The 25,841-nt window shown below is 72.2% G+C and carries 16 protein-coding genes and 1 tRNA gene; 7 read left to right on the top strand and 10 right to left on the bottom strand.

What is annotated here, in order from left to right; translation table 11 throughout:
* The coding region (locus M3C17_RS14720; protein ID WP_259978668.1) for a trypsin-like peptidase domain-containing protein at positions 1-1,542 on the bottom strand (1,542 nt) is incomplete at its 3' end.
* A gap of 97 nt (positions 1,543-1,639) precedes the next feature.
* Here M3C17_RS14720 and M3C17_RS14715 point away from each other — a divergent pair.
* Positions 1,640-2,842 (top strand): aminotransferase class I/II-fold pyridoxal phosphate-dependent enzyme, encoded by a 1,203-nt coding sequence (locus M3C17_RS14715; protein WP_259978667.1) that lies wholly within the window; start codon positions 1,640-1,642, stop codon positions 2,840-2,842.
* 16 nt (positions 2,843-2,858) lie between these two features.
* Here M3C17_RS14715 and M3C17_RS14710 read toward each other — a convergent pair whose 3' ends face one another.
* A complete protein-coding gene (locus M3C17_RS14710) occupies positions 2,859-3,668 on the bottom strand; it encodes a carbon-nitrogen hydrolase family protein (protein ID WP_259978666.1) in 810 nt (269 codons plus the stop codon).
* A 78-nt stretch (positions 3,669-3,746) separates the two neighbouring features.
* On the opposite strand from M3C17_RS14710, the gene M3C17_RS14705 reads away from it, so the two are divergent.
* A tRNA-Met gene (locus M3C17_RS14705) sits at positions 3,747-3,820 on the top strand.
* 236 nt (positions 3,821-4,056) lie between these two features.
* Here M3C17_RS14705 and M3C17_RS14700 read toward each other — a convergent pair.
* The 3 genes from M3C17_RS14700 to M3C17_RS14690 all read right to left on the bottom strand — a co-directional run bounded on the left by M3C17_RS14700 (position 4,057) and on the right by M3C17_RS14690 (position 9,325).
* A complete protein-coding gene (locus M3C17_RS14700) occupies positions 4,057-5,109 on the bottom strand; it encodes a hypothetical protein (RefSeq protein WP_259978665.1) in 1,053 nt (350 codons plus the stop codon).
* Positions 5,110-5,254: 145 nt separating this feature from the next.
* On the bottom strand, positions 5,255-8,170 hold the full coding sequence (locus M3C17_RS14695) for a UPF0182 family protein (protein ID WP_259978664.1): 2,916 nt from the start codon (positions 8,168-8,170) through the stop codon (positions 5,255-5,257).
* Between the two features lie 63 nt (positions 8,171-8,233).
* Positions 8,234-9,325, bottom strand: a complete 1,092-nt coding sequence (locus tag M3C17_RS14690) for a PDZ domain-containing protein (RefSeq protein WP_259978663.1) — start codon at positions 9,323-9,325, stop codon at positions 8,234-8,236.
* A gap of 117 nt (positions 9,326-9,442) precedes the next feature.
* On the opposite strand from M3C17_RS14690, the gene M3C17_RS14685 reads away from it, so the two are divergent.
* The gene (locus M3C17_RS14685; RefSeq protein WP_259978662.1) at positions 9,443-10,996 is read left to right on the top strand and encodes a zinc-dependent metalloprotease; all 1,554 of its coding nucleotides are present in this window, start codon (positions 9,443-9,445) and stop codon (positions 10,994-10,996) included.
* Positions 10,997-11,866: 870 nt separating this feature from the next.
* Here the strand turns inward: M3C17_RS14685 and M3C17_RS14680 are convergent.
* Together M3C17_RS14680 and nudC are read right to left on the bottom strand one after the other, a co-directional pair.
* A complete protein-coding gene (locus tag M3C17_RS14680; RefSeq protein WP_259978661.1) occupies positions 11,867-13,606 on the bottom strand; it encodes an ATP-dependent helicase in 1,740 nt (579 codons plus the stop codon).
* Entirely contained in the window at positions 13,585-14,466 is an 882-nt protein-coding gene (gene nudC / locus M3C17_RS14675; protein WP_259978660.1) for an NAD(+) diphosphatase, read from the bottom strand. The genes M3C17_RS14680 and nudC overlap by 22 nt, the downstream gene beginning before the upstream one ends.
* Positions 14,467-14,530: 64 nt before the next feature.
* On the opposite strand from nudC, the gene M3C17_RS14670 reads away from it, so the two are divergent.
* Positions 14,531-16,033, top strand: coding sequence for a hypothetical protein (locus M3C17_RS14670; protein WP_259978659.1), 1,503 nt, complete (start codon positions 14,531-14,533; stop codon positions 16,031-16,033).
* On the opposite strand, the gene M3C17_RS14665 is transcribed toward M3C17_RS14670, so the two are convergent.
* Positions 15,979-19,473 (bottom strand): ATP-dependent DNA helicase, encoded by a 3,495-nt coding sequence (locus M3C17_RS14665; protein ID WP_259978658.1) that lies wholly within the window; start codon positions 19,471-19,473, stop codon positions 15,979-15,981. The genes M3C17_RS14670 and M3C17_RS14665 overlap by 55 nt on opposite strands.
* Positions 19,470-22,679 carry an ATP-dependent DNA helicase gene (locus M3C17_RS14660; protein WP_259978657.1) on the bottom strand — a complete coding sequence of 1,070 codons (3,210 nt, stop codon included), beginning with the start codon at positions 22,677-22,679 and terminating at the stop codon, positions 19,470-19,472. The genes M3C17_RS14665 and M3C17_RS14660 overlap by 4 nt, the downstream gene beginning before the upstream one ends.
* A 149-nt stretch (positions 22,680-22,828) precedes the next feature.
* Between M3C17_RS14660 and M3C17_RS14655 the strand changes: the two genes are divergently transcribed.
* Together M3C17_RS14655 and M3C17_RS14650 are read left to right on the top strand one after the other, a co-directional pair.
* Entirely contained in the window at positions 22,829-23,053 is a 225-nt protein-coding gene (locus M3C17_RS14655) for a DUF3107 domain-containing protein (RefSeq protein WP_259978656.1), read from the top strand.
* Between the two features lie 7 nt (positions 23,054-23,060).
* Positions 23,061-23,348 carry a hypothetical protein gene (locus M3C17_RS14650; RefSeq protein WP_259978655.1) on the top strand — a complete coding sequence of 96 codons (288 nt, stop codon included), beginning with the start codon at positions 23,061-23,063 and terminating at the stop codon, positions 23,346-23,348.
* 94 nt (positions 23,349-23,442) lie between these two features.
* Here M3C17_RS14650 and M3C17_RS14645 read toward each other — a convergent pair whose 3' ends face one another.
* Positions 23,443-24,156, bottom strand: a complete 714-nt coding sequence (locus M3C17_RS14645; RefSeq protein WP_259978654.1) for a ferritin-like domain-containing protein — start codon at positions 24,154-24,156, stop codon at positions 23,443-23,445.
* Positions 24,157-24,351: 195 nt separating this feature from the next.
* Between M3C17_RS14645 and M3C17_RS14640 the strand changes: the two genes are divergently transcribed.
* Positions 24,352-25,841, top strand: a 1,490-nt coding sequence (locus M3C17_RS14640; protein WP_259978653.1) for a DEAD/DEAH box helicase, incomplete at its 3' end; no start/stop codon positions are given.

Below are 25,841 nucleotides of genomic sequence, written 5' to 3'. Positions count from 1 at the left end.
CAGCTCGATGTCGAGCTCGTACTCCTTGCCGCCGCGCACGTAGGTGACGGTGGCGTCGCTGCCTGCGGCAGCGGCCCGCACCTGCGCGGTGAGGTCGGTCGCACCGGTGATCGGCACCCCGTTGAACTCGGTGACGATGTCGTCGGCCTGCAGTCCCGCCGCGGCCGCCGCGCCGCCGTCGGTGACGTCGGCGATGTACGCGCCGGCGACCGTAGCGCCCTCCACGCCGGCGGCGTCGCGCACCGAGGCGCCGAGCAGACCGTGCGTGGCGGCGCCGTCGGCGATGATCTCCTCCGACACGCGCTTGGCGATGTTCGACGGGATGGCGAAGCCGATGCCGATCGAGCCCGAGTCCTCGGAGTTGCCCGAGCTCGCGATCGCGACGTTGATGCCGATCAGCTCGCCCTTGCTGTTGACCAGGGCCCCGCCGGAGTTGCCGTGGTTGATCGCGGCGTCGGTCTGGATCACCGCGACCGAGATCGAATCGGTGGCCTGCTGGCTTCCGCTGCCCGGGATGTCGAACTGGAAGGGCCCCTGCTGCCCCTCCTCCGGCGCCTGCTGCTCCGGCGCGTCCTCCGACGAGGAGTCGGGAAGCGCCGACGAGGCGATCTGGATGCTCCGGTTCAGCGCGCTGACGATTCCCGTGGTGACCGAGTTCGCGAGACCCAGCGGCGCGCCAAGCGCCACGGCCGTGTCACCCACGTTGAGCTTCGACGAGTCAGCGAACTCGATGGGCGTGAGGTCCTTCGCATCCGTCAGCTTGATGACTGCCAGGTCGTAGATCGGGTCGGTGCCGACCACCGTCGCCTCGTAGATCCGCCCGTCCGAGGTGGTCACCCGGATCGTCGGATCGGCGACGGCGCCGCCGAGCGTCACGACGTGCGTGTTGGTGAGGACGTAGCCGTCCTTGCTGATGATGACGCCCGAGCCGCTGCCGGCCTCCTGAGAACCCGCGACCTCGATCGTGACGACCGAGGGCAACGCGGCCGTGGCGACCGCCGTGGTCTCGTTGACCGAGCCGGGGTTGTTCACCGTGACGGTCTGCGGCCCCTGGGCAGTCCCGGAGGACGGCTGGTCCTGCAGGCCCGTGAGCAGTGCGCCGCCGCCGAACCCGGCGACGCCGCCGACCAGGGCCGCGGCGACGATGAACGCCGCGATGCGGGTCCCGCCGCGGGACTTCTGGTCCTTCGACGTCGTACCCTCTGCGGCCGGGAAGCCCAGCGGCGCCGTACCGTCGATCGGGCGGGTCTGCTGCGCATAGGGGGTTGCGGTGGGGATGCCGAAGGCGGCACCCTGGCTGCCGGCGGGGGCCGTCGGTGCGGCCAGGCCGTGCGGCACCGGAGCGACCACGGGCGAGGAGGGAGCCTGCGACGCGAACGTCGAGGGCACCTCGTGCCCCTGCGCGGACGCGGCCGGGGTGGAGACGGGAGACTCGGCCGCCGGGTGCGCCACCGGCTGAGCGGGCGGCGTCGGGGGCTGGGGGGAAGGCACGGCGTCGGGCGACGCGGGTGCCGGGCGGTCCTGCGGGTTGTCTTCGTTCATGGTGTGTGCTCCTTCAACGCCCCTTCAGAATGCCGCGTGTATCTGTGCGTTTCGTATGTCGGGGTTGAGTTTCCGCTATGGCCTTAGCCTGTTCTTCATGAGTGTCATACCCGGCGCATGGCGGCGCACGGCGGCCGGTGCAGGTCTGCTGGCCGCGGACGGGACCGTCGCGCCCACCATCTTCGCAGAGATGTCGGCAGCGGCGGCGAGAACCGGCGCGATCAATCTGGGTCAGGGCTTCCCCGATGAGGACGGCCCCGCGGAGGTGCTGGAGGCGGCCCGCGCGGCGATCGCGCACGGTGCCAACCAGTACCCGCCCGGACGCGGCGTGCCCGATCTGCTCGCCGCGATCGCCGAGCATCAGCAGCGCTTCTACGGGCTGGAGCTCGATCCGGGGGCCGAGATCATCGTCACGGCGGGGGCCACGGAGGCGCTCACCGCCACGCTCCTGGCGCTGATCGACGGACCGGAGGACGAGGTCGTGGTCTTCGAGCCGTACTACGACTCGTACGCCGCGGCCGTGGCGCTGGCCGGCGCACGGCTGCGCGCCGTGCCCCTGCGCGCGCCGGACTTCCAGCCCGACCTCGGCCAGCTCGCCGACGCCGTGAACGACCGCACGCGCATCATCCTCGTGAACGATCCGCACAACCCCACCGGGACCGTCTTCTCGCCGGAGGTGCGGCAGGAAGTCGTGCGTCTCGCGACGCGCCACGACGCCGTGATCGTGACGGACGAGGTGTACGAGCACCTCACCTTCGACGCGCCGCACACCCCCGTCGCGACCCTGCCCGGCGCCGCCGAGCGCACCCTCACGATCTCCTCGGCGGGCAAGACCTTCTCCGCCACCGGCTGGAAGATCGGCTGGGTGCACGGACCGGCCGCGCTGATCACGGCGGTGCTCACGGTCAAGCAGTACCTCACCTACGTCAACGGTTCACCCTTCCAGCCGGCGGTCGCGGTGGGGCTGCGCCTCGACGACGCGTTCTTCCGTGGGGCGGCCGACGTGCTCGCACGCAAGCACGCCATCCTCGGCGACGGGCTGCGGGCCGCCGGTTTCACCGTGCACGCACCGCGCGGCGGCTACTTCACCGTGGCCGATGCGACGGCACTCGGCGGCGAGGATGCGGCGGCGTTCTGCCGTGCGCTGCCCGAACGCGCGGGGGTGGTGGCGATCCCACTCACCGCCTTCGTCTCCGCCGAGCACAGGAAGGACTACGCGGGGCTGGTGCGCTTCGCCGCGTGCAAGCGCGTGGACGTGCTGGAAGAGGCCGCCCGGCGACTCGCGACTCTCGGCGCGTGACCGCGTCCCCCTCGCGTCAGCGCGGGACGACGGCGTAGCGGCGCGCCCGCAGCGAGGGGTTCGCAGCGCGCACCCGCTCGATCGCGGCGCTCTCGACCGCGGCGACCGCGATGCCGGGCGCACTGCCGACCCCGCCGAGGACGACCCCCTGGGGGTCCACGATCTGCGAATGCCCGACCCCGATCGGCGCGGGGTGGTCCGCCGCGATCACGTACACCGTGTTCTCGATCGCCCGTGCCGCCAGGAGGGTCGTCCAGTGGTGCTCCTTGAGCGGACCCCTGACCCACTCGGCGGGGACCACCAGCGCCTGGGCTCCGGCGACCGCGAGCAGCCTGCCGACCTCCGGGAAGCGCAGGTCGTAGCACGTGAGGAGGCCGAAGCGCAGCCCGCCCACCTCGAACACGGCGGGCTCGGCGAGGGCGCCGGGCTCGATCCACTCCGACTCCTTCTGGCCGAAGGCGTCGTACAGATGCTGCTTGCGGTACACCGCCAGCACGCCGTCTCCCCCCACCGCGACGACGGCGTTGCGCACCCGGTCCGCCGTGGACGCCTGCTCCACGAGTCCTGCCACGATCACCACGGCGTACTCGCCCGCGAGACCGGTCAGCGTCGACACGAACGGGCCGTCCAGAGGCTCCGCATTGGCCGCGAGCGTCTCGTCCATGGGGTCGACGAAGTAACCGGCGTACTCCGGGAACACGATGAGCTTCGCACCCCGTCCCGCCGCGTCCGCGGTGAGCTCGGCGAGACGCTCCAGGTTGTCGGCGCGCGACGAGGTCGGGGCGAACTGGCACACGGCGACGGCGACGGCGGTGGTCTCGGGCATGTCCTCATCCTCCCGCATGCCGCTCCCCCGCGCTCGATTCGACGGCCCTCGGATTCCGTGATAAGTTACTTCTTGTGCCGCGGGGTGGAGCAGTTCGGTAGCTCGCCGGGCTCATAACCCGGAGGTCGCAGGTTCAAATCCTGTCCCCGCAACAAGAGAGGCCCCGAGATCATCACGATCTCGGGGCCTCACCCTTTGTCCGGAGCCTTCTCGCGGTCTCGCGGGACAGCTCGCCGGAGTACCGCACCGCAACGCCGAACTCCGCAATCTGCCGGCCCTCGATCCGGTGGCAGGACCCGCGCCGCGCGCTTCGCAGCGCGCGCCCTCGATCCGGTGGCCGGAGCCCGCGCCGCCCGCTTCCCAGCGCGCGGCGCAGGGTCCGGAACGATCAGAGCATCCGCCGCCACCCGCGGGCGGTCACGGAGACCTCGCGGAAACCGAACGACGCGAGCAGGACAGGTTCCTCGTCGTCGGCGGCGTCGACGGCGACCAGCGCTCCGCTGAGCTGACCTCGCATCAGCCAGTCCCGCACCTCCTCGAACAGCGGGCGCAGCACCGCGGGATCGCCGCCCCAGTCCGACAGCTCCGCCCAGCGGGTGCCGGCGGCCAGGCGTTCCGCGCGACCCGCCGTCAGTGCGACCTCCACATATCCCGCTTCCCGCCCCTCGCGCGAGGCCAGGAACCGGACACCGTCCGCCCCCAGCTCGTGGCGGAGCACGAGACGGCCCTGGTCGTGCTCCGCAGCCACCCGCGGCGCACGACCGCCCACCGCGGAGTCGGTGCCGGCGCCGATCGCGGGGCCGCCGGGCTCGGGTACCGTACCGGCGCCCCGCGACGCTCCCGCACCGGACGCCGCATTCGCAGCAGCTCCGCCGCCGGCGAATGCACTGGCCGCCCCGGCGGGGGCACCGAGCTCGGACGTCGCGGCGAGCAGCAGCGCCTCCGAGTCCCCCGCGTGCACGAAGCCGCCCTGCTCCAGCGCCCGGCGCACGTGCGGCCAGGCGACGGGGATGCCGTACACACCGGGGAAGGGCAGCTGGCCGTCGGCGTAGGCCACGGTCACGGCCCAGGCGTTCAGCTGGGCGAGACATGCCCGCATCAGCATCGCGGCGGCGGGGTCGTATGCGTCCCCCGGGACGGACAGGAACCACTGGATGAGCCCCGCGCCGCGATAGTCGTCGCTCACCCGCGGGTCGTCGGCGAACCGCTGCAGATGCGCGGCAGCGACGATGCGCTGATCCTGTTCGACCACGATCGTCGAGCGCTCCACCACCCAGGGGTCGACGATGTACTCCTCGGGCTGCCGTTCGAGACTGCTCAACAGGGTGCTCACCGAGACATGGGCTCCCGGGATCACGGCGGACAGATGGCTGTTCGCCAGTTCGGCGAGCTGATCGCGGTCGTCTCGGCGGAAGAGTCGGGCGCGAGGTACGGAATGCATGGTGGCCTCCAGGACGCATGAGAGTGGGAAGCCGCCACCGGTGCGGTACCCCGCCACGGTAGCACGACGCCGCGCAGGGACGGAGTCCCCGTGAAAGCGAATGGGCGCCCCCGAAGGGACGCCCATTCTGCGGGTGCGGCGCGGGTCACTGCCCGGCGCCGGCCTCCAGCTCGAGGAGCTTCTCGACCGCGGCCGTGAGGCGCTTGTCCGCCTCGCCGAACTTCTCGAGGTCGCCCTCGGCAAGAGCAGCCTGGCGGTCGAGGAGCGCCTGCTGCGCGGCAGCCAGGGCGTCCGCCTCGGCATCGGTCGGCGCGGTCGGGGTCTCCCCCGTGTCGGGATCGGTCGTGCCGGGATCGGTCGTTCCCGGTTCCGTCGGCTCCACGGTGTCGTCGCCACCGGTCGCACCGGAGTCACCGCCGAACAGCGTGTCCAGCGCCTCGGTGAGCGTGTTCTCGAAGGCGACCCTGTCGCCGAAGGCGACGAGCACCTTCTGCAGACGCGGGAGCTGGGTGCCCTCGGAGGACTGCACGTACACCGGCTGCACGTAGAGCAGACCGCCGCCGACCGGCAGCGTCAGCAGGTTGCCATAGATCACCTCGGACTCACCCTGCTGCAGCAGGTTCAGCTGCGGCACCACCTGTGTGTCCGAGTTGTAGGTGTTCTGCACCTGGCCGGGGCCAGGCACCGTGGTGTCCGTGTCGATCTCCAGCATGCGCAGCTGGCCGTAGCCCTCCGCCTTCACGCCGTCCTGCGACCCGGCGTCGGAGTCGACGGCCAGGTAGCCCATCAGCACGTCACGGCTGCCGCCCGCGCCCTGCGAGGCGGGGATGAACGTGGAGAACATGGAGAAGCGCGGCTCGTCCTGACCCGGCATCTGCATGGTGAGGTAGTACGGCGGCTGCAGCATGGCGTCGCTGCGCGGGTCGTTCGGGGTCTGCCAGCGGTTGTCCTGCTGCGCGAACGACCCCGCCTTGTCGACGTGGTAGATGCCGAGCACGTCGCGCTGCACCTTGAACAGATCGGTCGGGTAGCGCACGTGGCTCATGAGCTCGCCGGACATCTCGCTGATCGGCTTGAGCGTCGACGGGTACACCTTCTGCCAGGTCTGCAGCACCGGGTCCTCCTCGTCCCACGCGTACAGCGTGACCGAGCCGTCGTAGGCGTCGACCGTGGCCTTGACCGAGTTGCGGATGTAGTTGATGTCGTCGATCGCGAGCGACGGCGACTGCACGTTCGAGTCGGCGATCGCGTCGGACAGGCTCACGCTCGTGGAGTACGGGTACGTGGAGCTGGTCGTGTAGCCGTCGACGATCCAGACGATGCGGCCGTCCACCACGCTCGGGTACGGGTCGCTGTCGAGCTCGAGGTACGGCGCGACCTTCTGCACGCGCGTCTTGGGGTCGCGGTCGTAGAGGATCTGCGACTCCTCGTTCACCAGGTTCGAGAAGAGGATCTGCTCCGACTGGAACTTGAGCGCGTAGAGCAGCTTCGTGAAGGTGTCTCCGACCTTCGGTCCGCCGTCGCCCGAGAACGTGGTCTTGGTCTCGCTCGAGCCGTCCTTGCCGCGCGGGTAGTCGATCTCCGCGGGCTCCGACCCCTCAGGGGCGCCGACGATGGAGTACTCGGGCGAGTTCTCGCCGAAGTACACGCGGGGCTCGAAGTCGCCCTGCTCGCTCAGGAATCCGGAGGTCGGGATGCCGCGCTCCAGGAACACGGGCTCGCCGTCGCTGGTGCGCTGGTTGCCCGCGGCCGCGACGAGGCCGTAGCCGTGGGTGTACACCGCGACCCGGTTGTTCCAGTTGTCGCCGTCGCCGAGGCCCGACATGTCGAGGTCGCGCACGGAGACCACGGTGTCCTGCATGGCGCCGTCGATCTCGTAGCGGTCGACATCCATCGTGGTCTGGAACTGGTAGTAGCCGCGGTACTGCTCGAGCTGGCGCACCGTGGGCGGGATCACCTTGGGATCCATGATGCGGATCGACGCGGTGGTCTCCGCGTCGGCACGCAGCTGGCCCGCCTCCGCATCGGTCTCGGCCTCGAAGGCGGTCGTCTCCAGATCGGCGACGCCGTACGCCTCCTTGGTGCCGTCGATGTTCCGCTGATAGAACTCCGCCTGGTACGCGTTCTGGTTCGGCTTCACCTGGAAGGTGGTCACCACCCAGGGGTACCCGATGCCCACGACGAGCGAGGCCACGATCAGCAGCGCGGTCGCGGCCAGCGGGAAGCGCCAGCGGCCGATGACGGCCGTGATGAAGAAGAGGATGGCGACGACGGCGGCGATGATCGCCAGGATGCCGAGGCCGGGGATGGTCGCGTTGACGCCCGTGTAGGCGGCACCCGTGATGCGGTCGTCCGGCTGCACGAGGGTCTTGTACCGGTCGAGCCAGAGGCTGACCGCCTGCACGAGCAGGTAGAGGCCCGCGATCACCGCGAGCTGGATGCGAGCCGGCTTCGAGATGCGCAGTTCGCCCTGCCCGATCCGGACGGAGCCGTAGAGGTACGACACGAGCGCGGTGACCAGCAGGCACAGCAGCAGCACGGCCGACACGAACGCGAGGAGGATCGAGTAGAACGGCATCGCGAACATGTAGAACCCGGTGTCGACGCCGAACTGCGGGTCGACCGTGTCGGTCGCCACGCCATTGGCCCACAGCCACACGGTCTTCCAGTTGCCTGCGGCGGCGAAGCCGGCGAACAGGCCGAAGAAGATGGGCATGCCCCACATCGCCAGGCGGCGCAGCGGCTCGATGACCTCCTGGTAGCGATCGAGCTGGGAGCTCAGCCGCACATACACCGGCCGCAGCCGGTAGGCCAGCTGGATCACCACGAACAGGGGCACCGCCATGCCGAGGAATCCGACGACGAACATCACCGCCGTCGCGATCCACTGGGTGGTCAGGACGCCGGTGAAGCCCACCTGGTCGAACCAGAGGAATTCGGTGTAGAGCGACGCGAAGACGAAGAACACCGCGATCAACGCGGCGATGATCACCAGCGAGATGCCGAGGATGCGTCGGGAGGTTCGTGGCGTGGCCGGGTTCGGGGCTGAGGTCGAGGTCACCCCTCCATCCTAGGCATCGCCGGCTGTGCGCAGGCTGTCACCTGGCGTCCAGGTGCCCGACCGTCACGTCGCGGGGAGCTCGCACGTCGGCAGCGCGTCCACGTCGCCGTCTTCGGCGATCACCTCCAGCGCGGCCAGCGACTCGTCGAGCGTGGCCGTGCGGATCACCTGGAGGCCGCTCGGCACATGCCCGACGACCTCGTCGCAGTTCGCGGCCGGCGCGAGGAAGTAGTCGGCGCCCGCGTCCCGCGCGCCGTAGAGCTTCTGCCGGATGCCGCCGATGGGCCCCACGTCGCCGGCCGCGTCGATCGTGCCGGTGCCGGCGATCTCCTTGCCGCCGTTGAGCTCGCCGGGGGTGAGCGTGTCGATGATCCCGAGCGCGAACATCATGCCCGCACTGGGACCGCCCACGTTGTCGAGCTGGATCGTCACGTCGATCTCGAAGTCGTAGTCGGTGCGCAGCGTGATCCCGACGAGCCAGGTCGTCGTGTCACCCTCGACGTGCTTCTCCGGCGTCACCTCGACCGTCTGCTCGGCACCGTCGCGCTGCACGGTCAGCTCGACGGGCGCCCCCTCCGCGGCCTGGATGGCCTCGCGCAGCTGGGTGGCCGAGGTCACCGGGGTGCCGTCGATCGCCGTGATGACGTCGTCGGGCTGCAGCACGCCGTCCGCCGGAGAGTCCTCCACGGCGTCGACCACCACGACCTGCGCGCCCGTGTCGTAGCCGAGCTCGTTGAGCGCGGCCGCCGTGGCCTCGTGCTGCGAGTCGACCATCAGCGTCGCGTTGCGCTCGTCCCGCTGCTCGGTGGTGACCCCTTCCGGGAACACAGAGTCGAGCGGCACGACCGCACGCGAGGAGTCCATCCAGGCGAGGGCCAGCTCGAACCAGCTGGGTGTGCGCTCCCTGTTGCCGACCACCTGCACGGTCGTGAGGTCGAGCGTGCCGCCCGTCTCATAGGTCTCCGCGCCCTCCACGCTGATGAGCGGCACCTCCTCGCCGTCGGCGTTCTTCGCCGTGCCGAGGGTGTCGTACACCGGGCCGGGACGCTGGATCACATACGGGGAAGGGAGGAACGTGAGCACCGCGAGCGCGGCGAGCGCGACGATCAGCGCCCAGACCCCGAGTCCGAGCTTCCCTGCGCGCGGTCGTTCCACAGCATTCCTCCGTCGTTCGCGAGCGGCGTACAGCGATCTGCCCGCTCCGGGGTCACGCACTGAAACCTGTGACTAGCGTAGATGCCACGGCTTCAGACGTGCTGAGAGGGCGGCGACATGGCAGACAACGACCCCAACCCGGAGGACTTCCAGGAGTTCCTGCGGCGGATGATGTCGAACCAGGGCGGTGGCGACATCGACCCCGAGGCGCTGCGCGACGCCCTCCAGGGCATGGACGGCTTCACGCTCGACCCCGCGATGATGCAGACGATCATGTCGCAGCTGCAGGGCGCGTTCGGCGGGGACCCCTGGGAGAACGCGCTGCGTCAGGCGCTGCACATCGCGAACCGCGAAGGCCAGGGCGTCACCGCGGGCTCGCGCACCTCGATCGCGGACTCCTTCGCCCTCGCGAACCTCTGGCTCGGCGAGGCGACCACGATCTCCGAGCTCGCGGAGGCCCCCACCGCCATGACGCGCGGGGAGTGGGTGGCGAAGACGCTCCCCGTGTGGAAGGAGATCGCCGACCCCGTGTCGACCAGCATCGCCGACGCGCTCACCTCGGCTCTGGACACCCAGGTGCCGGAGGAGATGCGGAGCATGGTGCAGGGCGCGGGACGACTGATGCGCGGCCTCGGGGGCTCGGTGTTCGCGGCGCAGTTCGGGCAGGTCCTCGGCAACCTCTCGCTCGAGGTGGTGTCCGGCGGCGACGTCGGCATCCCCGTGCTCCCCGCGGGCACCGCGGCCGTCATCCCGCAGAACCTCGCCGCCTTCGGCGAAGGGCTGGAGATCCCCGAGGACCAGATCGCGCTCTACATCGCCACGCGCGAGCTCGCCTACGCGCGGCTGTACCGTCACGCGAAGTGGCTGCACCTGCACGTGATGGCGCAGATCACCGACTTCGCCCGCGGAGTGACCGTGGACGTGGACGCGCTGGAGGATGTGGCGAGCAGGCTCGACCCGTCCGATCCGGAGGAGCTGCGCGCCGCCATCGAGGGCGGAGCACTGCTGCCGACCCAGACCGAGGCGCAGCGCGAGGCGCTCACCCGCCTGGAGAACCTCGTCGCGACGATCGACGGCTGGGTCGACGTGGTCACGGCAGAGGCCACCTCCCGGCTGCCCGACGGCTCGCGCATCGCGGAGGCCGCTCGCCGTCGACGTGCCGTCGGCGGACCGGCGGAGGACGCGCTGGGTGCTCTCGTCGGCCTCAAGCTGCGCCCGCGCCGCATCCGCGAGGCGTCCGCGATGTGGCAGGCGGTGACCGAGGCGGTCGGCATCTCGGCGCGCGACGCGCTGTGGGACTACCCGGACCTGATGCCGACGGCGGAGGACATCGACGACCCGCGCGCGCTGGTCGCGCGACTGCAGGCGGCTGAGCGCGGCGAGCAGCCCGTGGCCGACGAGTTCGACGAGGCGCTGGCGCGGCTGCTGGACGGGGACGACTTCTCCGGCGACGCTGCGGCCCAGGGCTCGGGGGACGGCGCTCCGGCCGCGGGTTCGACGGCAGACGAGAATTCGGCGGGCGGCGCTCCGGCCGCGGGTTCGGCGGCGGGCGACACTGCGGCCGAGGGCTCGGCGGACGGCGGGACTCCGGCCGGGGGCGCGCGCGACGGCGACGAGACGACGCGTGACGAGGACGGCGACGGCTCCCCCGAGGGCGAGCGCCCCGTCTGAGCACGCGGCGGCGGTCTGCGCGGGCGGACGGGCGAGGCGGGTGGGCGCCGGGGGTCGGCAGAACGATCCCTGCCCCTGACTCCTCCTCCCCCGCCGGGCCCGCCACCGGTAGTTCTCCACTGATGCCGTGAGCGCGCCCCGGCGCCTCGCGCCGCGGAGCGAGAATCGGACGGATGCCACTGACTCCGCCGACCCTCACCCGACTCGACCCGAGCCGTCCGCTGCTCTGGCGGGACGGCACCACGCTGCAGCTCGGCGATGACGGCACGCTGCGCATCCCTGCCGCCGAGCCCTGGGTGGAGCTACTGCTCAGCCGAATGCGCCACGGCTTCCGACGGGGCTCCTTCGACGTGCTCGCGCATGCGGCGGGAGCTCCTTGGGCAGAGGCGCGACGGCTGCTGGCGCTGATCGAGCCGGCGCTCCGCGACGACCCTGCCCCCGCGCGGCCCGCCTGGACGTCCACGCTCGGCCTCACCGACGAGCGGACGGAGGGCCGATTCCGTGAGACCCTGGCCGACGAAGGCGTGTCCCTCGTGGACGCACGACACGGCGGTGCCGTCGCGATCGTGCTGGTGCCGGGAGCGTCCGCCGCACTGCAGTTCGCGGGACACCTCCGCGACGACGAGGCCCACCTCCCGGTGGCCTTCGAGCCGGGACGGGTGACCGTCGGGCCCCTTGTGGAGCCGGGGTTCAGCCCGTGTCTCAGCTGCCGCGACACTGAAGACACGGCCAGCGACCCGGCGTGGCCCCTCGTGCACAGTCAGCTGATCGGACGAGACCCCGGTCCGATCCCGGCTGCTCGCGTCGCGGCGGCGGCAGAGCTGGCGGCGCTGCTGCTGGCCGATGCCGAGCCCGGCCGCCTGGTGAGACTCAGCGCGGACGGCCGGCGCGCGTGGCGTTCGGTGTCGTTTCGCGAAGAATGCCTGTGCCGCGCGCCGTCGTGCCCATCTCGGCCAGGAACCGTGAGGGTGCCCGCTCCCCGCGGCCGGCCGTTCGCGCCCACGACAGCTCCAGCGTTCGCGCGGCCCGCGTGACGCCCACATAGGCGAGCCGGCGTTCCTCGTCGACCGCTTCGAAGGTGGTCGCGTAGGAGATCGGCAGGGATCCCTCGGCCCACCCCGCGAGGTACACGTGCGGCCACTCCAGACCCTTCGCCGCATGCAGCGTGGACAGCGTGACGGTGCGCATCGTCGGCTCGTGCTGGTCCTTCGCGCGCGCCATCAGCGCGTCGCTGAACGACCGCAGGTCCGCCTCGGGACCGGCCTCCTCGGCGAGCCGCAGGATCGCACGCCTGGCCTCCCAGCCGTCGCGCTGGGCCCCGCCGGCTGCCGGCGGCTCCTCCGTGAGCCCGAGCTCCCGCAGCACGCGCTGCACACCGGGGAGGAAGCCGTGCTCGGTGGGCGCCACGGCGGCGGCACGAAGCGCCAGGATGGCCTGTCGCACCTCGGGCATCGCGAAGAACCGGGTGCCACCGAGCACCGACGTGGCGATGCCCTGCGCGGCGAGTGCCTGCTGCAGCACCGCGGACTGCGCGTGCGCTCGGTACAGCACCGCGACCTCGGCCGGTGACGCTCCCGCTGCGATGCGCGCCGCGACACCCGCCGCGATGCCCTCCGCCTCCGCCGTCTCGGTGTCGTACGCGGTCACCGTCGGCGGGTCGGCCGTGAACTGCTCGCGCGCCGGCACCAGCTCCAGCGCGCCCGGGCGGCCGCGCATCAGGGCGTTGGCCGCCGTGAGGATCGGCGCCTGCGACCGGTAGTTCGTCTCCAGCCGCACGACCGTGGCATCGGGGTGCCGTCGCTCGAACTCCAGCAGGAAGCGCTGCTCCGCGCCCGCGAAGGAGTAGATCGTCTGGCTGGCGTCGCCGACCACGCAGATGTCGTGCCGATCGCCCAGCCACAGTTCGAGGAGCCGGTTCTGCAGCGGCGACACGTCCTGGAACTCGTCCACCGTGAAGTGCCGGTACTGCTCATGCACGGCCGCGGCGACCCGCGGCTCCGACTCCAGCATCCCCGCGCAGGCCAGCAGCACGTCCTCGAAGTCGAGCTGGTGCCGCTCGTCCTTCAGCGCCTCGTACCCGCGCATGAGCTCCACGAGCTGAGCCGTGTCCAGCCCGCTGAGCGGTCGTCCGAGCGTGGCGTAACGGTCGATCGACACCATCGACACCTTGCGCCATTCGATCTCCGAGGCGACATCGCGCAGTGTGGCCGTGCTCGGCCGGAGTCGGATCGCATCGGCCGCCTGCCCGAGCATCCGCACCTTGTTGTCGATGATGCTCGGCGCCGGCGCCCCGGCGAGAGTGGGCCAGAAGAAGTTCAGCTGCGCCAGGGCCGCGGCGTGGAAGGTGCGTGCCGCGACGCCCTCCACCCCCAGCGCGCGCAGGCGTCCGCGGAGCTCGCCTGCCGCCTTCGCGGTGAAGGTGACCGCCATCACGCGCGAGGGCGAGTAGGCGCCCGTATCCACGCCGTGCGCGATGCGGTGCGTGATCACACGCGTCTTGCCGGTACCGGCGCCGGCGAGCACGGCGACAGGGCCCCGCAGGACGGAGGCGGCAGCCCGCTGCCGCTCGTCCAGGGCGTCGAGTGCGCTCACACGCGCTCCCCGTGCCATTCGGCGATGAGCGCTCTGGCGATCGACGCAGGTCCGGGGAGGCCGACGGGCCCGTCCCCGGCCAGGGCGGTGCCGATCTCGTCACGGGTGAACCAGCGCACGTCGATGATCTCCTCACCGTCCGGCCGTGCCGCCGCCTCGTCCTCCACGACAGCCCGGAAGCCGATCATGAGCGAGCGCGGGAACGGCCAGGCCTGGGAGGACACGTAGCGCAGCGCGGTGAGGCGCACGCCCGACTCCTCCTCGATCTCGCGGTGCACCGTCGCCTCCAGCGACTCGCCCGCCTCGGTGAACCCCGCGAAGCACGAGTACATGCGGCCGCCCCAGTTGGCGTTCGCGCCCAGCAGCAGCCGCTCCCCGTCCGCGCTCTCCACCGCCACGATCACCGCAGGGTCGGTGCGCGGGAAGTGCTCCCTCCCGCACACCAGGCAGCGCCGCGCCCAGCCTGCGCTGCGCAGCTCGGTGCCACCGCCGCACGTCGGGCAGAACGGCGCATCGCGCAGCCAGCCGGCGAGCGCGACGGCGCCGACGAGCACCTCCGACTCGGCGGCATCGATCCGGCCGCCCAGGTCGCGGAGCCCGAGCCAGATCTCGTCGGGGGCGGTGTCGAGCGCATCGTGCTCGGGCGGCGCGGCGGCGACGAGCAGTGCGGCGCCGTCGGCATCGCGGCCGAGCAGCGCCCACGTCGCCTCGACGACCTCGTCCGGGGCCACTCGCAGCAGCAGCGAGTCCACGACGCGCACGCGTCCCTCGCGCACCACGATGACCCGCGTCGCGGCGTCGGTGCGCAGACGGTCGATCACGCCGGGCTCCTCGCGGAGCTCCGCTGCGCGGTCGAAGAACGGGCGCTGAATGCTCATCGACTCCCCCTTTCACGGGCGTGGCGGAGGCGGGACCGCCCCTGAGCCCACCTACCCTGGGGGCATGGGACGCTCTCCATTCACTCTAGCCGCGGCGGTGACGGCCGCACTTCCCGGCGCTGAGGTCACGGGCACCCGAGCGCTCACCGCCGCCGGCGACGGCCGCTTCGACTCCGCCGTCGCCTCACTGGCCGACGGGCGCGAACTCGCCATCCGCGTCGCGGACGACGACGACGCCCAGCGTGAGCTCGCCGCCGAGGCCATCGCCCTGCGCGCGCTCACGGAAGGCGCGCGCGCCATGCTCCCGTTCCGTGCCCCCGCCTACATCGGCGAGACCCGGCTCGGCGAAGCCAGGGCGCTGGTGACCGAGCTGCTCCCCGGGTTCCAGATCGAGGCGGCGATGGTGCCGGCGGGCCGCGGAGCCGCCGAGTCGATGGGCGCGGCGATCGCCGCCGTGCACGGCATGCCGAGCTCCGTGGTGCGCGGGGCCGGCCTCCCCGCACGCAGCGCCGAGGAGAGCCGAGCCGAGCTCGAGCGCCTCGTGGACACGGCAGCCGCCACGGGCCGGGTGCCCGCGCGGCTGACCGTGCGCTGGCGCGACGCCCTCGCTGACGACGACCTGTGGCGCTTCGAGTCCACCGTCGTGCTCGGCGGCGTGCAGTCCACCTCGTTCCTGTTCCACGACGACCCCGAGCGCGGCCCCGAGGTCACCGGACTCGTCGGATGGCACGGGCTCTCCGTCGGCGATCCCGCGCTCGACCTGTCCTGGCTGTCCGCGGCTCCGGACGCCGCCGACGACGTGCACGGCGCCTATGCGCGCACCGTCGACCGCGCCCCCGACGCCGGGTTGGAAGCGCGCGCCCGCCTGCTCGCCGAGCTGGAGTTCGCACGCTGGCTCGTGCACGGCGACGCCCTGCATCGACCGGACATCGTCGACGACGCCGCCGCGCTGCTCACCGCTCTGTCGGACGGACTGCACGACAACGGGCTCGGCATCGCCGCCGGCCGCACGCCCGGGGTGGACTCCGCTCTGGATGCGCTCGACCGCGTACCCGCCGCCGCCGTCTCCGACATCGACACGTCCATGCACACCGACGCCTACAACCCCGAGGAGCTCTGGGCGACGCCGGGCGACGAATCCGACGACACCGACGCCGCCGACGCGCCCGAGCGCCTCCGCGCGCCGTGGGAGACGCGGCCGAGCGAGGAGACCACCGGCGCGGGAACGCGCGCGGGAGCGGTTGGGGCGGGGACGGCCGGAGCGGGAGCCACCGGAGCGGGAGCCACCGGTGCGGGAACCACCGGAGCGGGAGCCACCGGTGCGGGAACGGCGGGCGCTGAGGCGGCGGACGCCGCGCGCCGCGCCGAGGCCGGCACGGTCGAGACCGAGGACCTCTCCGGGGTCGCGTCGCTGTTCGCCGGCACGCACGGTGCGGCCGGAGTCCGTGAGGACTCCCACCCGCTGAGTCCCCGCACCGCGGACCACGCGGACGGCGACGACTCCGAGGAGGCTCAGCGAGCGGCGCGCGCCGCCCTCCAACGCTGGAAGAGCTCCTCCTCCGAGTAGACGCGGTCGCCGCGGATCACGAGGTCGTCGGCCACGTAGTACAGCGCGACGTCGATCTCGTCGAGCGGCACGCCGAACCGCCGGTGGTAGGCGAGGCGGTACAGCGCGAGCTGCAGCATGCGCTCCTCGCGCTCCGCCGGGGTGGCCGGTGCACGGCCCGTCTTCCAGTCCACGATCTCGATGCGGCCACCGCGGTCCTCGCGGCGATACACGGCGTCGAGCTTGCAGATCACGATGTGCGCGGGTTCACCGGCTGCCTGCACCGCGGGCACGCCCGCCCCCAGCGCGAAGTCGATCTCGATCTCGACGGCGATCGGCTTCCGATCACCCCATTCGCTGCGCTCGAACGTGCGCTGCAGCGCTGCGAGATCCGCCGCGTCGGCAGCGGCGCCCCGCTGCTCCGCCTGGAACGGCAGCTCCGGCGGAATCTCGTCCTCGTCGAGCTCCCACAGTCCCTCGTCCACGCGGGTGCCGACGCCGACCAGCTCGGAGCGCTGCTCCACCCAGGCGTGGAACAGCGTCCCCAGCCTGGTCTGCCGATACGGGCGCTCCGGCATCGGACGCACGATCGACGACAGCGTGCCCGCGTAGTCGGTGACGTAGTCCTTGAACCGCGACGCCGGCACTCGGGTCGGCGCCTCCGCGTCCGTGCCGCGCTGGCGCGCCGCGCGCTCGGCGAGCAGTCGCCGCAGCTCGGGCGTCGGCTCGGCCATGCCGGCGCGCTGTGCCTCGTCGACCGCCGCGGCGGCAGCCGTCACCGCCGCGCGCCGCGCTCCCAGCGGGTCGAGCGGCCAGTGCAGCGTCGCGCCCGGCCCCTCGTACGGGTTCTCCTCCGGATCCACCGGATCGATGGCATCGAGGCCGCGCACCTCGATCGCCTCCAGCAGGAACGGGCTCGGCGTCCGCGGCGCCTTCTGGCCTGCCCAGTGCGCGCCCGTCAGAAGCAGATCCGTCCTGGCCCTGGTGATGGCGACGTAGGCGAGGCGTCTCTCCTCCTGCCGCTGATACTCGCGATAGGCGTCCTTGAAGCGCTTGAGCGCGCCGCCTTCCGGATTGGCCTTGGTGGCCCCACCCGAGAGCGAGGCCTGCGCGAGCCTCTGCCGCTTGTCCGGATCGGCCTCGTCCCCCATCGCCGCCGACGGGTCCCAGGTGAAGCGTGGGAGCGCGTCACGATCGCCGCGCAGCGCGAAGGGCACGACGCCGAACCCGAACCACCCCGAGGTGTCGGCGATGCGGCCGGGAAGCTCGTCCACGACCAGGCGCACCACGGCGACCGCATCCCACTCCAGGCCCTTGGACCCGTGGATCGTGAGCAGCTGCACCACCCCGGGTTCCGGCGGCTCGGGGCGCGGCATCAGCTCGTCCGTGCTCTCGGCCTTGTCCAGCCAGGCGAGGAGGCTCCCAATGCTGCCGCGTTCATCCGCGGCGAGGAACGCTCTCACCTCGTCGGCGAAGGCGCGCAGCTGCGTGGAGGCGACACGTGCCGGTCCCCTCGTCTCGTTCGCGGCCAGCTCGATGTCCAGCCGCAGCTCCAGCTCGATCAGCCGGATCAGCTCCGGGATCGGCTGCGACGAGGCGCGGCGCAGGCGCTCGAGCATCTCGCCGGCGGCACGGATGCGCTGGCGTCCCTCCGACGTGATCCCTTCCAGCAGGCGGTAGTCGTCGCGCACCGCTCGCACCACGTCGACCGCGTCCACGATGGAGATGGCCTCGTCCGCGCCGCGCGAGGAGCGCAGCCGCACGCGGACCTCCTCCGGAAGCGGGGCCATGGCCGGGTCCCGCTCGGCGAGCGTGCGCCCCAGATCGTACAGCGCCGCCATGTCGGCGACGCCGACGCCGAAGCGGGGACCCGTCAACAGCCGGATCAGCGCCGAGCCCGCCGTCGGGTCGTGCACCACGCGCAGGGTGGACACCACGTCCACGACCTCGGGAGTGGCCAGCAGCCCGCCGAGGCCGAGGATGCGGTGCGGGATGCCTCGCGCCGCCAGAGCACCCGCGAACGTCTGCATGTGCCGCTTCGAGCGGAACAGGATGGCCCCCGTGTGCGGCGTGCCGCCCGGACCGCCGGCGAGCTCGTGCGCGGCACGTCGCGCGGCGAACCACTCCGCGACCTCGGCGGCCTCATCGTCGACCGTGAAGGCGTAGCGCACGTCCACCGTGCCGTCGCCGGCGCCCGGCCTCGTCTCGAGCGGAGGCACGTCAAGACCCGGTCGCTGCAGCGGTTCGAGCACGCGGTTGGCGACGTCCAGGATGCCGCGGTCGTTGCGCCAGCTCGTCATCAGGCTGTACGTCTGCACGGCATCGCCGCGGGAGAAGGAGCGGGCGAAGGCATACAGGTTGTCGGCGCTCGCTCCGCGCCAGCCGTAGATCGACTGGTGCGGGTCGCCGACGGCCATGACGGCGGTGTCGCGGAAGAGCTCCGCGAGGAAGCGCGTCTGGATCACCGAGGTGTCCTGGTACTCGTCGAGGAGCACCACGCGATGCTGCTCGCGCAGCTGGGCGCGCACATCGGGCGCCGACTCGACGATGTCGTAGGCGCCGCCGACCTGATCGGCGAAGTCGAGCACCCCGCGTCGCTCCTTCTCGGCGATGTAGTCGCGCACGAGCCGAGTCAGCGTGGGCAGGCTCAACAGGTTGAGCGCGGCCTTGTCGACATCGCCGTTGCCGCGGTACGGCTCGAACGCACGCGCCTGCTCTGCGGCGATCCGCTCGGCCACGGCCAGATCGACCCGGTGGTCGAGCGCCTCCCCCGCGAGCCGCTGCACCGCGTCGATGACCGTGCCGAGGGCGTAGTCGATCTCCTCCAGCTCGGGCAGATCGCTGCGCAGCACGACCTCGCGCGCGAGCATCCAGGACGCCGCCTGACTGAGCATCGCGACATCGGGGTCGCGTCCGATACGGGCGGCGTGCTCGCGCACGATGCCGTCCGCGAACGCGTTGTACGTCGAGACCCGCGGGCGGATCATCAGGTCGTCGGCGGTGCGCGGTGCTGCGGGGTCCCACCCCGTGCCGTACTGCCGCGCGAGCGCGTCCAGCACCTCCGCCCGCACGAGCTCGCGCTGTCGCCCCGGCGCGGCGTCGTCCACACGGCCCAGGGCCCCGCTGCTCACGATCGCAGGCAGGTGCGGCAGCAGGCCGCGGCGACCGTACTCGTCGACCACAGCGAGCCGGGTGCCGATGCGCTCGGCGAGCTCACCCGCGGCCTTGCGGGTGAATGTGAGCCCGAGCACCTCGTCGCGGCGCACATGCCCGTTGGCGACCAGCCACACCACACGCGCCGACATGGTCTCGGTCTTGCCGCTGCCCGCGCCGGCGACCACGAGCGCCGGTTCGGGCGGGGCCTCGATCACCCGCTGCTGCGCCGGTGTGGGCGTGGGCAGCCCGAGCGCGGCGGCGATGTCGGTCGCGGAGATCCCCGCGCCCGTGGTCCATCCGCTCACGCGCTCACCGCCGGGACGGTGTGGATCCGGCACGGGTGCACCCGGCGCTGCGTGTCGGCGCAGTGGGACTCGACCTGTGCCGTGAACCCCGCTGCCGACATGCCCCGCGCCACCTCGGCGACCCGTCGCAGGAACCGCGCGCGCGCCTCGCCGTCCAAGGCGTGCTGATGCGCGATGCGGTAGTCGCTCTTCGCGAGGGTCTTCGACACGATCACCAGCCGCGCACCGCCCAGAGACCCCGGCGAGGCCCCGGGCACGAGCCCCTGCTGCACGGCGATCTGGTAGGCCGCGAGCTGCGCGTGCTCGAGCACCGCGCCGTCGGACTCCGGGTCGGTCTTGCCGGTCTTCAAGTCGACCACGACCGTCGCTCCCTCCGGGGCCGCCGTCATGCTCTGCCAGCCGCGACCTCGGGCGTGCGGGTGCTCACCCGCACCTGGCGGGTACGCCTCGACGCGGTCGATGTATCCATGCACGATCGCCCGCTGCCCTCGCACCTCGTCGACCGGGTGCACGGTGGGCTCGCCCCCGCCGTCCCCGACGTCGACCGCGAAACGGAACTCGACCTCGCTGCCCAGCACGCGGCCTCCTTCTCGTGCGACATCGCCGAGGTAGCTGTGCAGCCGGTCGACGAAGAGGTCGGCGCGGCGACGCTCCTTGCGGCCGATCCACTCCGTCTCGAAGTCCAGCTCCGGCCAGTGCTCGGCGACGATGGCGCGCATGCGCTCCAGATCGCCGTCCGGAACGCGCTCCATCGCCTCATGCACGATCGTGCCGATCCCGGCCGTCGGCGGCATGACGGTGTCGCCGCCGAGCGCCGAGACCACCCAGTTCAGACCGCACTCCTCGAACGACTCCACCGCGGACGGCGAGACCCTGGCCCCCACGGCGGCGAGGTCGCGCAACGGCGCGTCCGTCGACGGCGGCGTCACGCCGTACCACTCGGCCGGGTCCGCGCCGGGGACGCCCTCCCGGGCGAGCACCGACAGCTGCGCCGCTGCCTCGCGCCGCAGGGGCTCCGCGTACGCTGTGGTCAGCACCCGGCGGTGGCGCGCGACGAGCCCGCGCAGGGTGAGGGGGTGTTCCGCCGAGGCATGGCGGCCGGGCGGGTCCGGCGGCGGAAGGAAGCCGAAGAACGCGCTGGGCGTGAGGTCGTCGTCGCCGACCGCCGTGATCAGCAGCCTCTCCCTGGCACGGGAGATCGCCCGGACGAACAGTCGCAGCTCGTCGTGCAGGGCCGCGCGACGCCGGTCGAGGACTCCCGGCGGCTCCTCCGCCACTCCGGTGCGCGCGGCCTCGAGCGCCGTCGGAAGACGCCAGGTCTGCAGCAGCCCGCCCCGCAGCCGCACGTTCGGCCAGATGCCGTCCTGCACCCCCGCGACCACGACCGCATCGAACTCCGTGCCGAGCGCGGTGGCGGGGGTCAGCAGGGTGACCGTGCCGGGGCGCTCGGGAGTGGACAGCGTGTCCTCCGGCACCTCGCTGTCGAGGATGTCGCGGACGAACAGCTCGGCCTTCTCGGTGGGGTTGCGCTCCACGAACCGCTTCGCCGCGTCGAACAGCGCCACCAGCGCGTCGAGCGAGCGCGCCGTCTCCGCACCGGTCGGCAGCAGCGAGATCTCCCGCCACGCGATCTGCAGCCGACGGCCGTCCACCGCCCGCGCCTGCTCCCAGACCCGCCACAGCAGGTCATGGATCGTCTCGCCGTCGGCGGCGGCACGCGCGACGGCGGCGACGGTCTCCGCGAAGCGCTCGGCGGTGCGGGACTCCGGCGAGTCGATCAGGCTGAGGTGCGCGGGCTCCGCCAGCGCACGACGCAGCAGCTCGCGGGCGGGCGTCGACCCGCCCTGCTCCAGTTCGAGGTGCCGCAGCCGTGCGCGCAGCCGTCGCAGGGCGATCGCGTCCATCCCGCCGAACGGCGTGCGCAGCGCCTCCTCCCAGGCCTGCACCGTGCGCTCCTCCGGCGGGGTGAGCGCCAGGCGCACGATGCCCACGATGTCGCGCACGACCCCCTCGCTGCCGAGCGGTCGCTGCACGCCCGCCGCCCTCGTGGGGATCTCCCGTGCGGCGAGCTCGGTCTCCAGAGCGGTGACCTGGCGGGTGTCGTGGGCGATCACGGCCATGCGATCCCAGGCGATGCCGTCGCTCAGATGCCACTCCCGCATGACGCCGGCGATGCGATCGAACTCCTCGTAGGGCGAGGGCGCGAGGAATGTGGACACGTCGGAGCCGTCGTCGTCCACGGGCGGCACCGGCGCCCGACGGTGCTCCACCCTGCCGGACACCCCGATCGCCTGGGTCACGGTGCGGGTGAGTGCCGTGAGCCGGGGACGCTGCCGGTGTGCGCCGTCGAGCACGTGCACCTCGCCCAGCGCGCCGGCGAGCTGCGCGAACAGCTCGGGGCTGGCACCCCGGAAGGCGCCGGAGGAGATGTCGGGGTCGCCGAACGCGAGCACGGCGACGCCGCGGGCACGCAGAGCCCGCACGATGGCGATGCCACCCCGCGTGAGCTCCTGTGCATCGTCGATCAGCACGACCTTCAGCGGCGCGAGCGGGCCGAGCGTCGCGGCATCGGCACCGTGCAGGATGGCGCTCGCCTCGGCGAGCAGATCGGCGGCGTCACGATGCGCGGACCGCAGCGCGTCGAGCACCGAGCGGTACTCGACCACGAACTCGGCGGCGGCGGCCCAGACCTCGTCACCCGACTGACGCAGCTCGTCGGGGTGCGCCCCGAGCTCGGTGCACTCCGCGAGGAACGCGCGCAGCTCGGAGCGGAAGCCCTTGGAGGCACGGACGGGCCCGCTCAACGCCTCGGGCCACGGGATGCGGCCGTCCTCGGCGTCTCCGGCCAGGAGCTCGGCGATGATCCGGTCCTGGTCGGCGCCGGTGAGCAGCGCGGGCGGCTCCGCACCCTCGCGCACCATCGCGCCGCGGACCACCTGGAACGCGAAGGAGCCCAGAGAGCGGGCGAGCGGCCCCGGCGTGGCCTGACCGATGCGCACGCCGATGCGGTCGCGCAGCGCGGTCGCCGCCTGCCTGCTCGGCGTGAGCGCCAGCACCTCCTCCGGCCGCAGACCCTCGCGGTCGATCAGCTGCTCGACGCGGTCGACGAGCGTGGAGGTCTTGCCGGTTCCCGGCGCGCCGATGATCACCCCGGATGCGCCAGGGGCAGCCGCGATCACAGCACGTTGCGCGGCATCCGAGGTCATGTCATCCACGCTATCCGGAGCGGCGGACATCGGCGTCGTCGGGCGCACGCGCGGCCTGTGCGCTCACGGCGAAACCGCGCCGCCGCGCCGCTCCCCGCCCCGAGCCGCGGGGTAGAGTTGGCCGAGTCCCCGATCTTCAAGGAGCACGCGTGGAAATCCGCATCGGCATCATCAACACCGGCCGTGAACTGAGCTTCGACACCGCTGCCACCGCGGACGAGGTCCGCGGTCAGGTCTCCGCGGCGCTGGAGCAGAGCGCATCGCACCTGAGCTTCGCCGATGTGAAGGGCAACTCCTACATCGTGCCGACCGCGAACCTCGCCTACATCGAGCTGGGCACCGAGGAGTCGCGCCGCGTGGGCTTCGTGGCCTGACCCGCCGATGTACATCCTCCTCGCACTCATCGCCGCGTGCGCGCTCGGCATCGCCGTGCACTTCGCCGTCGGCGGGCGCGAGCTGCGCGGCGTCGCGCTGACTCCGGCCGCCGCGACCGCGACCGCCGCGGTCGTCTACACGTCGATGCAGTGGGCGGGCGTCGGTGAGGACAGCGCCTGGCTGTGGCTCGCCAGCATCCTCGGCGGCGTGGTCGTCTCGGCCGTGGTCGCCGTCGCGGTGACCTCCGTCCGCCGCCGCAGCGATGCGGAGGCGAAGGCCGCGCTCGGCATCTGACGAGCGATCCACCGCGGCATCCGGCCGACGGGTCCTGCCCGCGTCCGGCCGAGCCATCCACGGCGATCGCTCCGCCGCAGCGTGCATCGGATCGCTACGAGGCGAGCCCCATCGCGTCCATGCGCCGCGCGTGCGCGCCCATCAGCTCGGTGTAGACCGGCTCGATGCGCTCCTCCTCCACGGCGAGCAGCTCGGGGCGCAGAGCGGCGCGGCAGACGAGGATCGTGTCGCCGACCAGTCGGCGCGCCCACATCGACAGCAGCGAGCGCCACTCCTCGTCGCTCTCGATCGTCTCCTGGATGATCGCGACGATCTCGTGCCTGGCGTCGTCCTCTCGCAGGATCTCGGCGACCCGACGCCCGGTCTCCCCGTAGCTCGAGGCGAGGGCGAGGTAGAAGTCGTCGAGCATGCCGGCGGTGATGTAGACGGCGAGCAGCGTCTCCCGGGGCCTGGCGCCGATCGTCTTGCGACGGAAGGCGTCCAGGTGCTCGCGGAACGGCAGCATCAGCTGGGTGGGGTCGTCGCCGTGCGCGGCGATCAGGTCGACGATGCCGCGGTGCTTCGTCAGGGCCGCACCCGCCGCGCGCGACAGGGCCTCCTTCTCGGACAGCTCCGGTGTCGCCCGGATGAGCCGGGTGAGCGTCTCGAAGTAGCCGAGCTGCAGGTACGCGGCCTGCCCGAGGAAGCGGTTGAGCTCCGGCGCGAGCTCGGCGAAGTCGACGCGCGTGGCGTCCCCCTGGTCGCCACGGCTGCGCAGTGCGAGCGCGCGGCGTGGCGCGTCGTCGCGCTGCCAGAACCACTTAACCACGAGGTCGTCCTCCCGAGTCCACCACGTCGTTCACAATACTCGGGCGGGCGGCGCCTTCCGGCGCGACGACGCCCCTCCGGTAGGCTGTCGGTGTCCCCGCCGTCGGAGCGGGGCCCCGCGCCTGTGGCACACGAGACGGCGTGGCTCCGTTTACGTGGCGATCCACCGGGTCGCCGGACAGGCAATCTGAACAAAGTGACAAGTTTCGCCGATCTCGGCATCGATCAGGACATCGTCGACGCACTGGCAGCGAAGGGCATCGTGGATGCCTTCCCGATCCAGGAGCAGACCATCCCGCTCGGCCTCCCCGGCCAGGACATCATCGGCCAGGCCAAGACGGGCACCGGCAAGACCTTCGGCTTCGGCATCCCGGTCGTCCAGCGTCTCGGGCAGGACCCGGAGCCCGGCGTGAAGGCCCTCATCGTGGTGCCGACCCGTGAGCTCGCCGTGCAGGTCTACGAGGACATGGACCTGCTCACGAGCAACCGCTCGACGAGCGTCGTCGCGATCTACGGCGGCAAGGCGTACGAGGGACAGATCGATCAGCTCAAGGCGGGCGCGCAGATCGTCGTCGGCACGCCGGGTCGTCTGATCGACCTGGCCGGCCAGCGTCTGCTCGACCTCTCGAACGCGACCGAGGTCGTGCTCGACGAGGCGGACAAGATGCTCGACCTCGGCTTCCTCGCCGACATCGAGAAGATCTTCCAGAAGGTCCCCGCCGTCCGCCACACGCAGCTCTTCTCCGCCACGATGCCCGGCCCGATCGTGGCCCTCGCGCGCCGGTTCATGACGAACCCGATCCACATCCGCGCGAACGACCCCGACGAGGGCCTCACGCAGGCGAACATCAAGCACCTCGTGTACCGCGCCCACTCGCTCGACAAGGACGAGGTCATCGCCCGCATCCTGCAGGCGGAGGGCCGCGGCAAGACCGTGATCTTCACGCGCACGAAGCGCGCCGCGCAGCGCCTGGTCGACGAGCTCGGCGACCGCGGCTTCAACGTCGGCGGCGTGCACGGCGACATGGGCCAGGATCAGCGCGAACGGTCGATGGCGGCGTTCAAGGCCGGCAAGAAGGACGTCCTCGTCGCGACCGACGTCGCAGCGCGCGGCATCGACGTGGACGACGTCACGCACGTGATCAACCACACGATCCCGGACGAGGAGAAGACCTACCTGCACCGCGCAGGGCGCACCGGCCGCGCGGGCAAGACCGGCATCGCGGTCACGTTCGTCGACTGGGAGGACCTGCACAAGTGGGCCCTCATCAACCGCGCGCTCGAGTTCGGCCAGCCCGAGCCCATCGAGACCTACTCGTCGAGCCCGCACCTGTACACCGACCTGGACATCCCCGAGGGCACCAAGGGCCGACTGGTCTCGGCCCCCAGGAAGGACCCGGTGAAGACCGAGCGCACGCGTCGTCCCGAGCGGGCAGCGGATGCCGCGGCCGAGGGCACCGGCGAGGGCGGAACCCGCCGTCGCCGTCGCCGTCGCACCGGCTCCAGCCAGGTCGGCGCGACGTTCGCCGAAGGCGCACCGGAGTCCGCGTCGGGTGAGACCTCGCCCGCCGGCTCGACCGACCGCGCGGCGGAAGGCGCGGGCACGCACGACGGCTCCGGCAAGGAGCACCACGACGGCAAGCCCGCTCCCGCGCGTCGTCGTCGCCGTCGCCGCGGCGGTTCCGG

This window comes from Microbacterium sp. p3-SID336 (genome assembly GCF_025143365.1).
Taxonomy (GTDB): domain Bacteria; phylum Actinomycetota; class Actinomycetes; order Actinomycetales; family Microbacteriaceae; genus Microbacterium.
The sequence above is the reverse complement of the archived record's forward strand: the minus strand, read 5'-3'. Positions and strand labels throughout refer to the sequence as shown.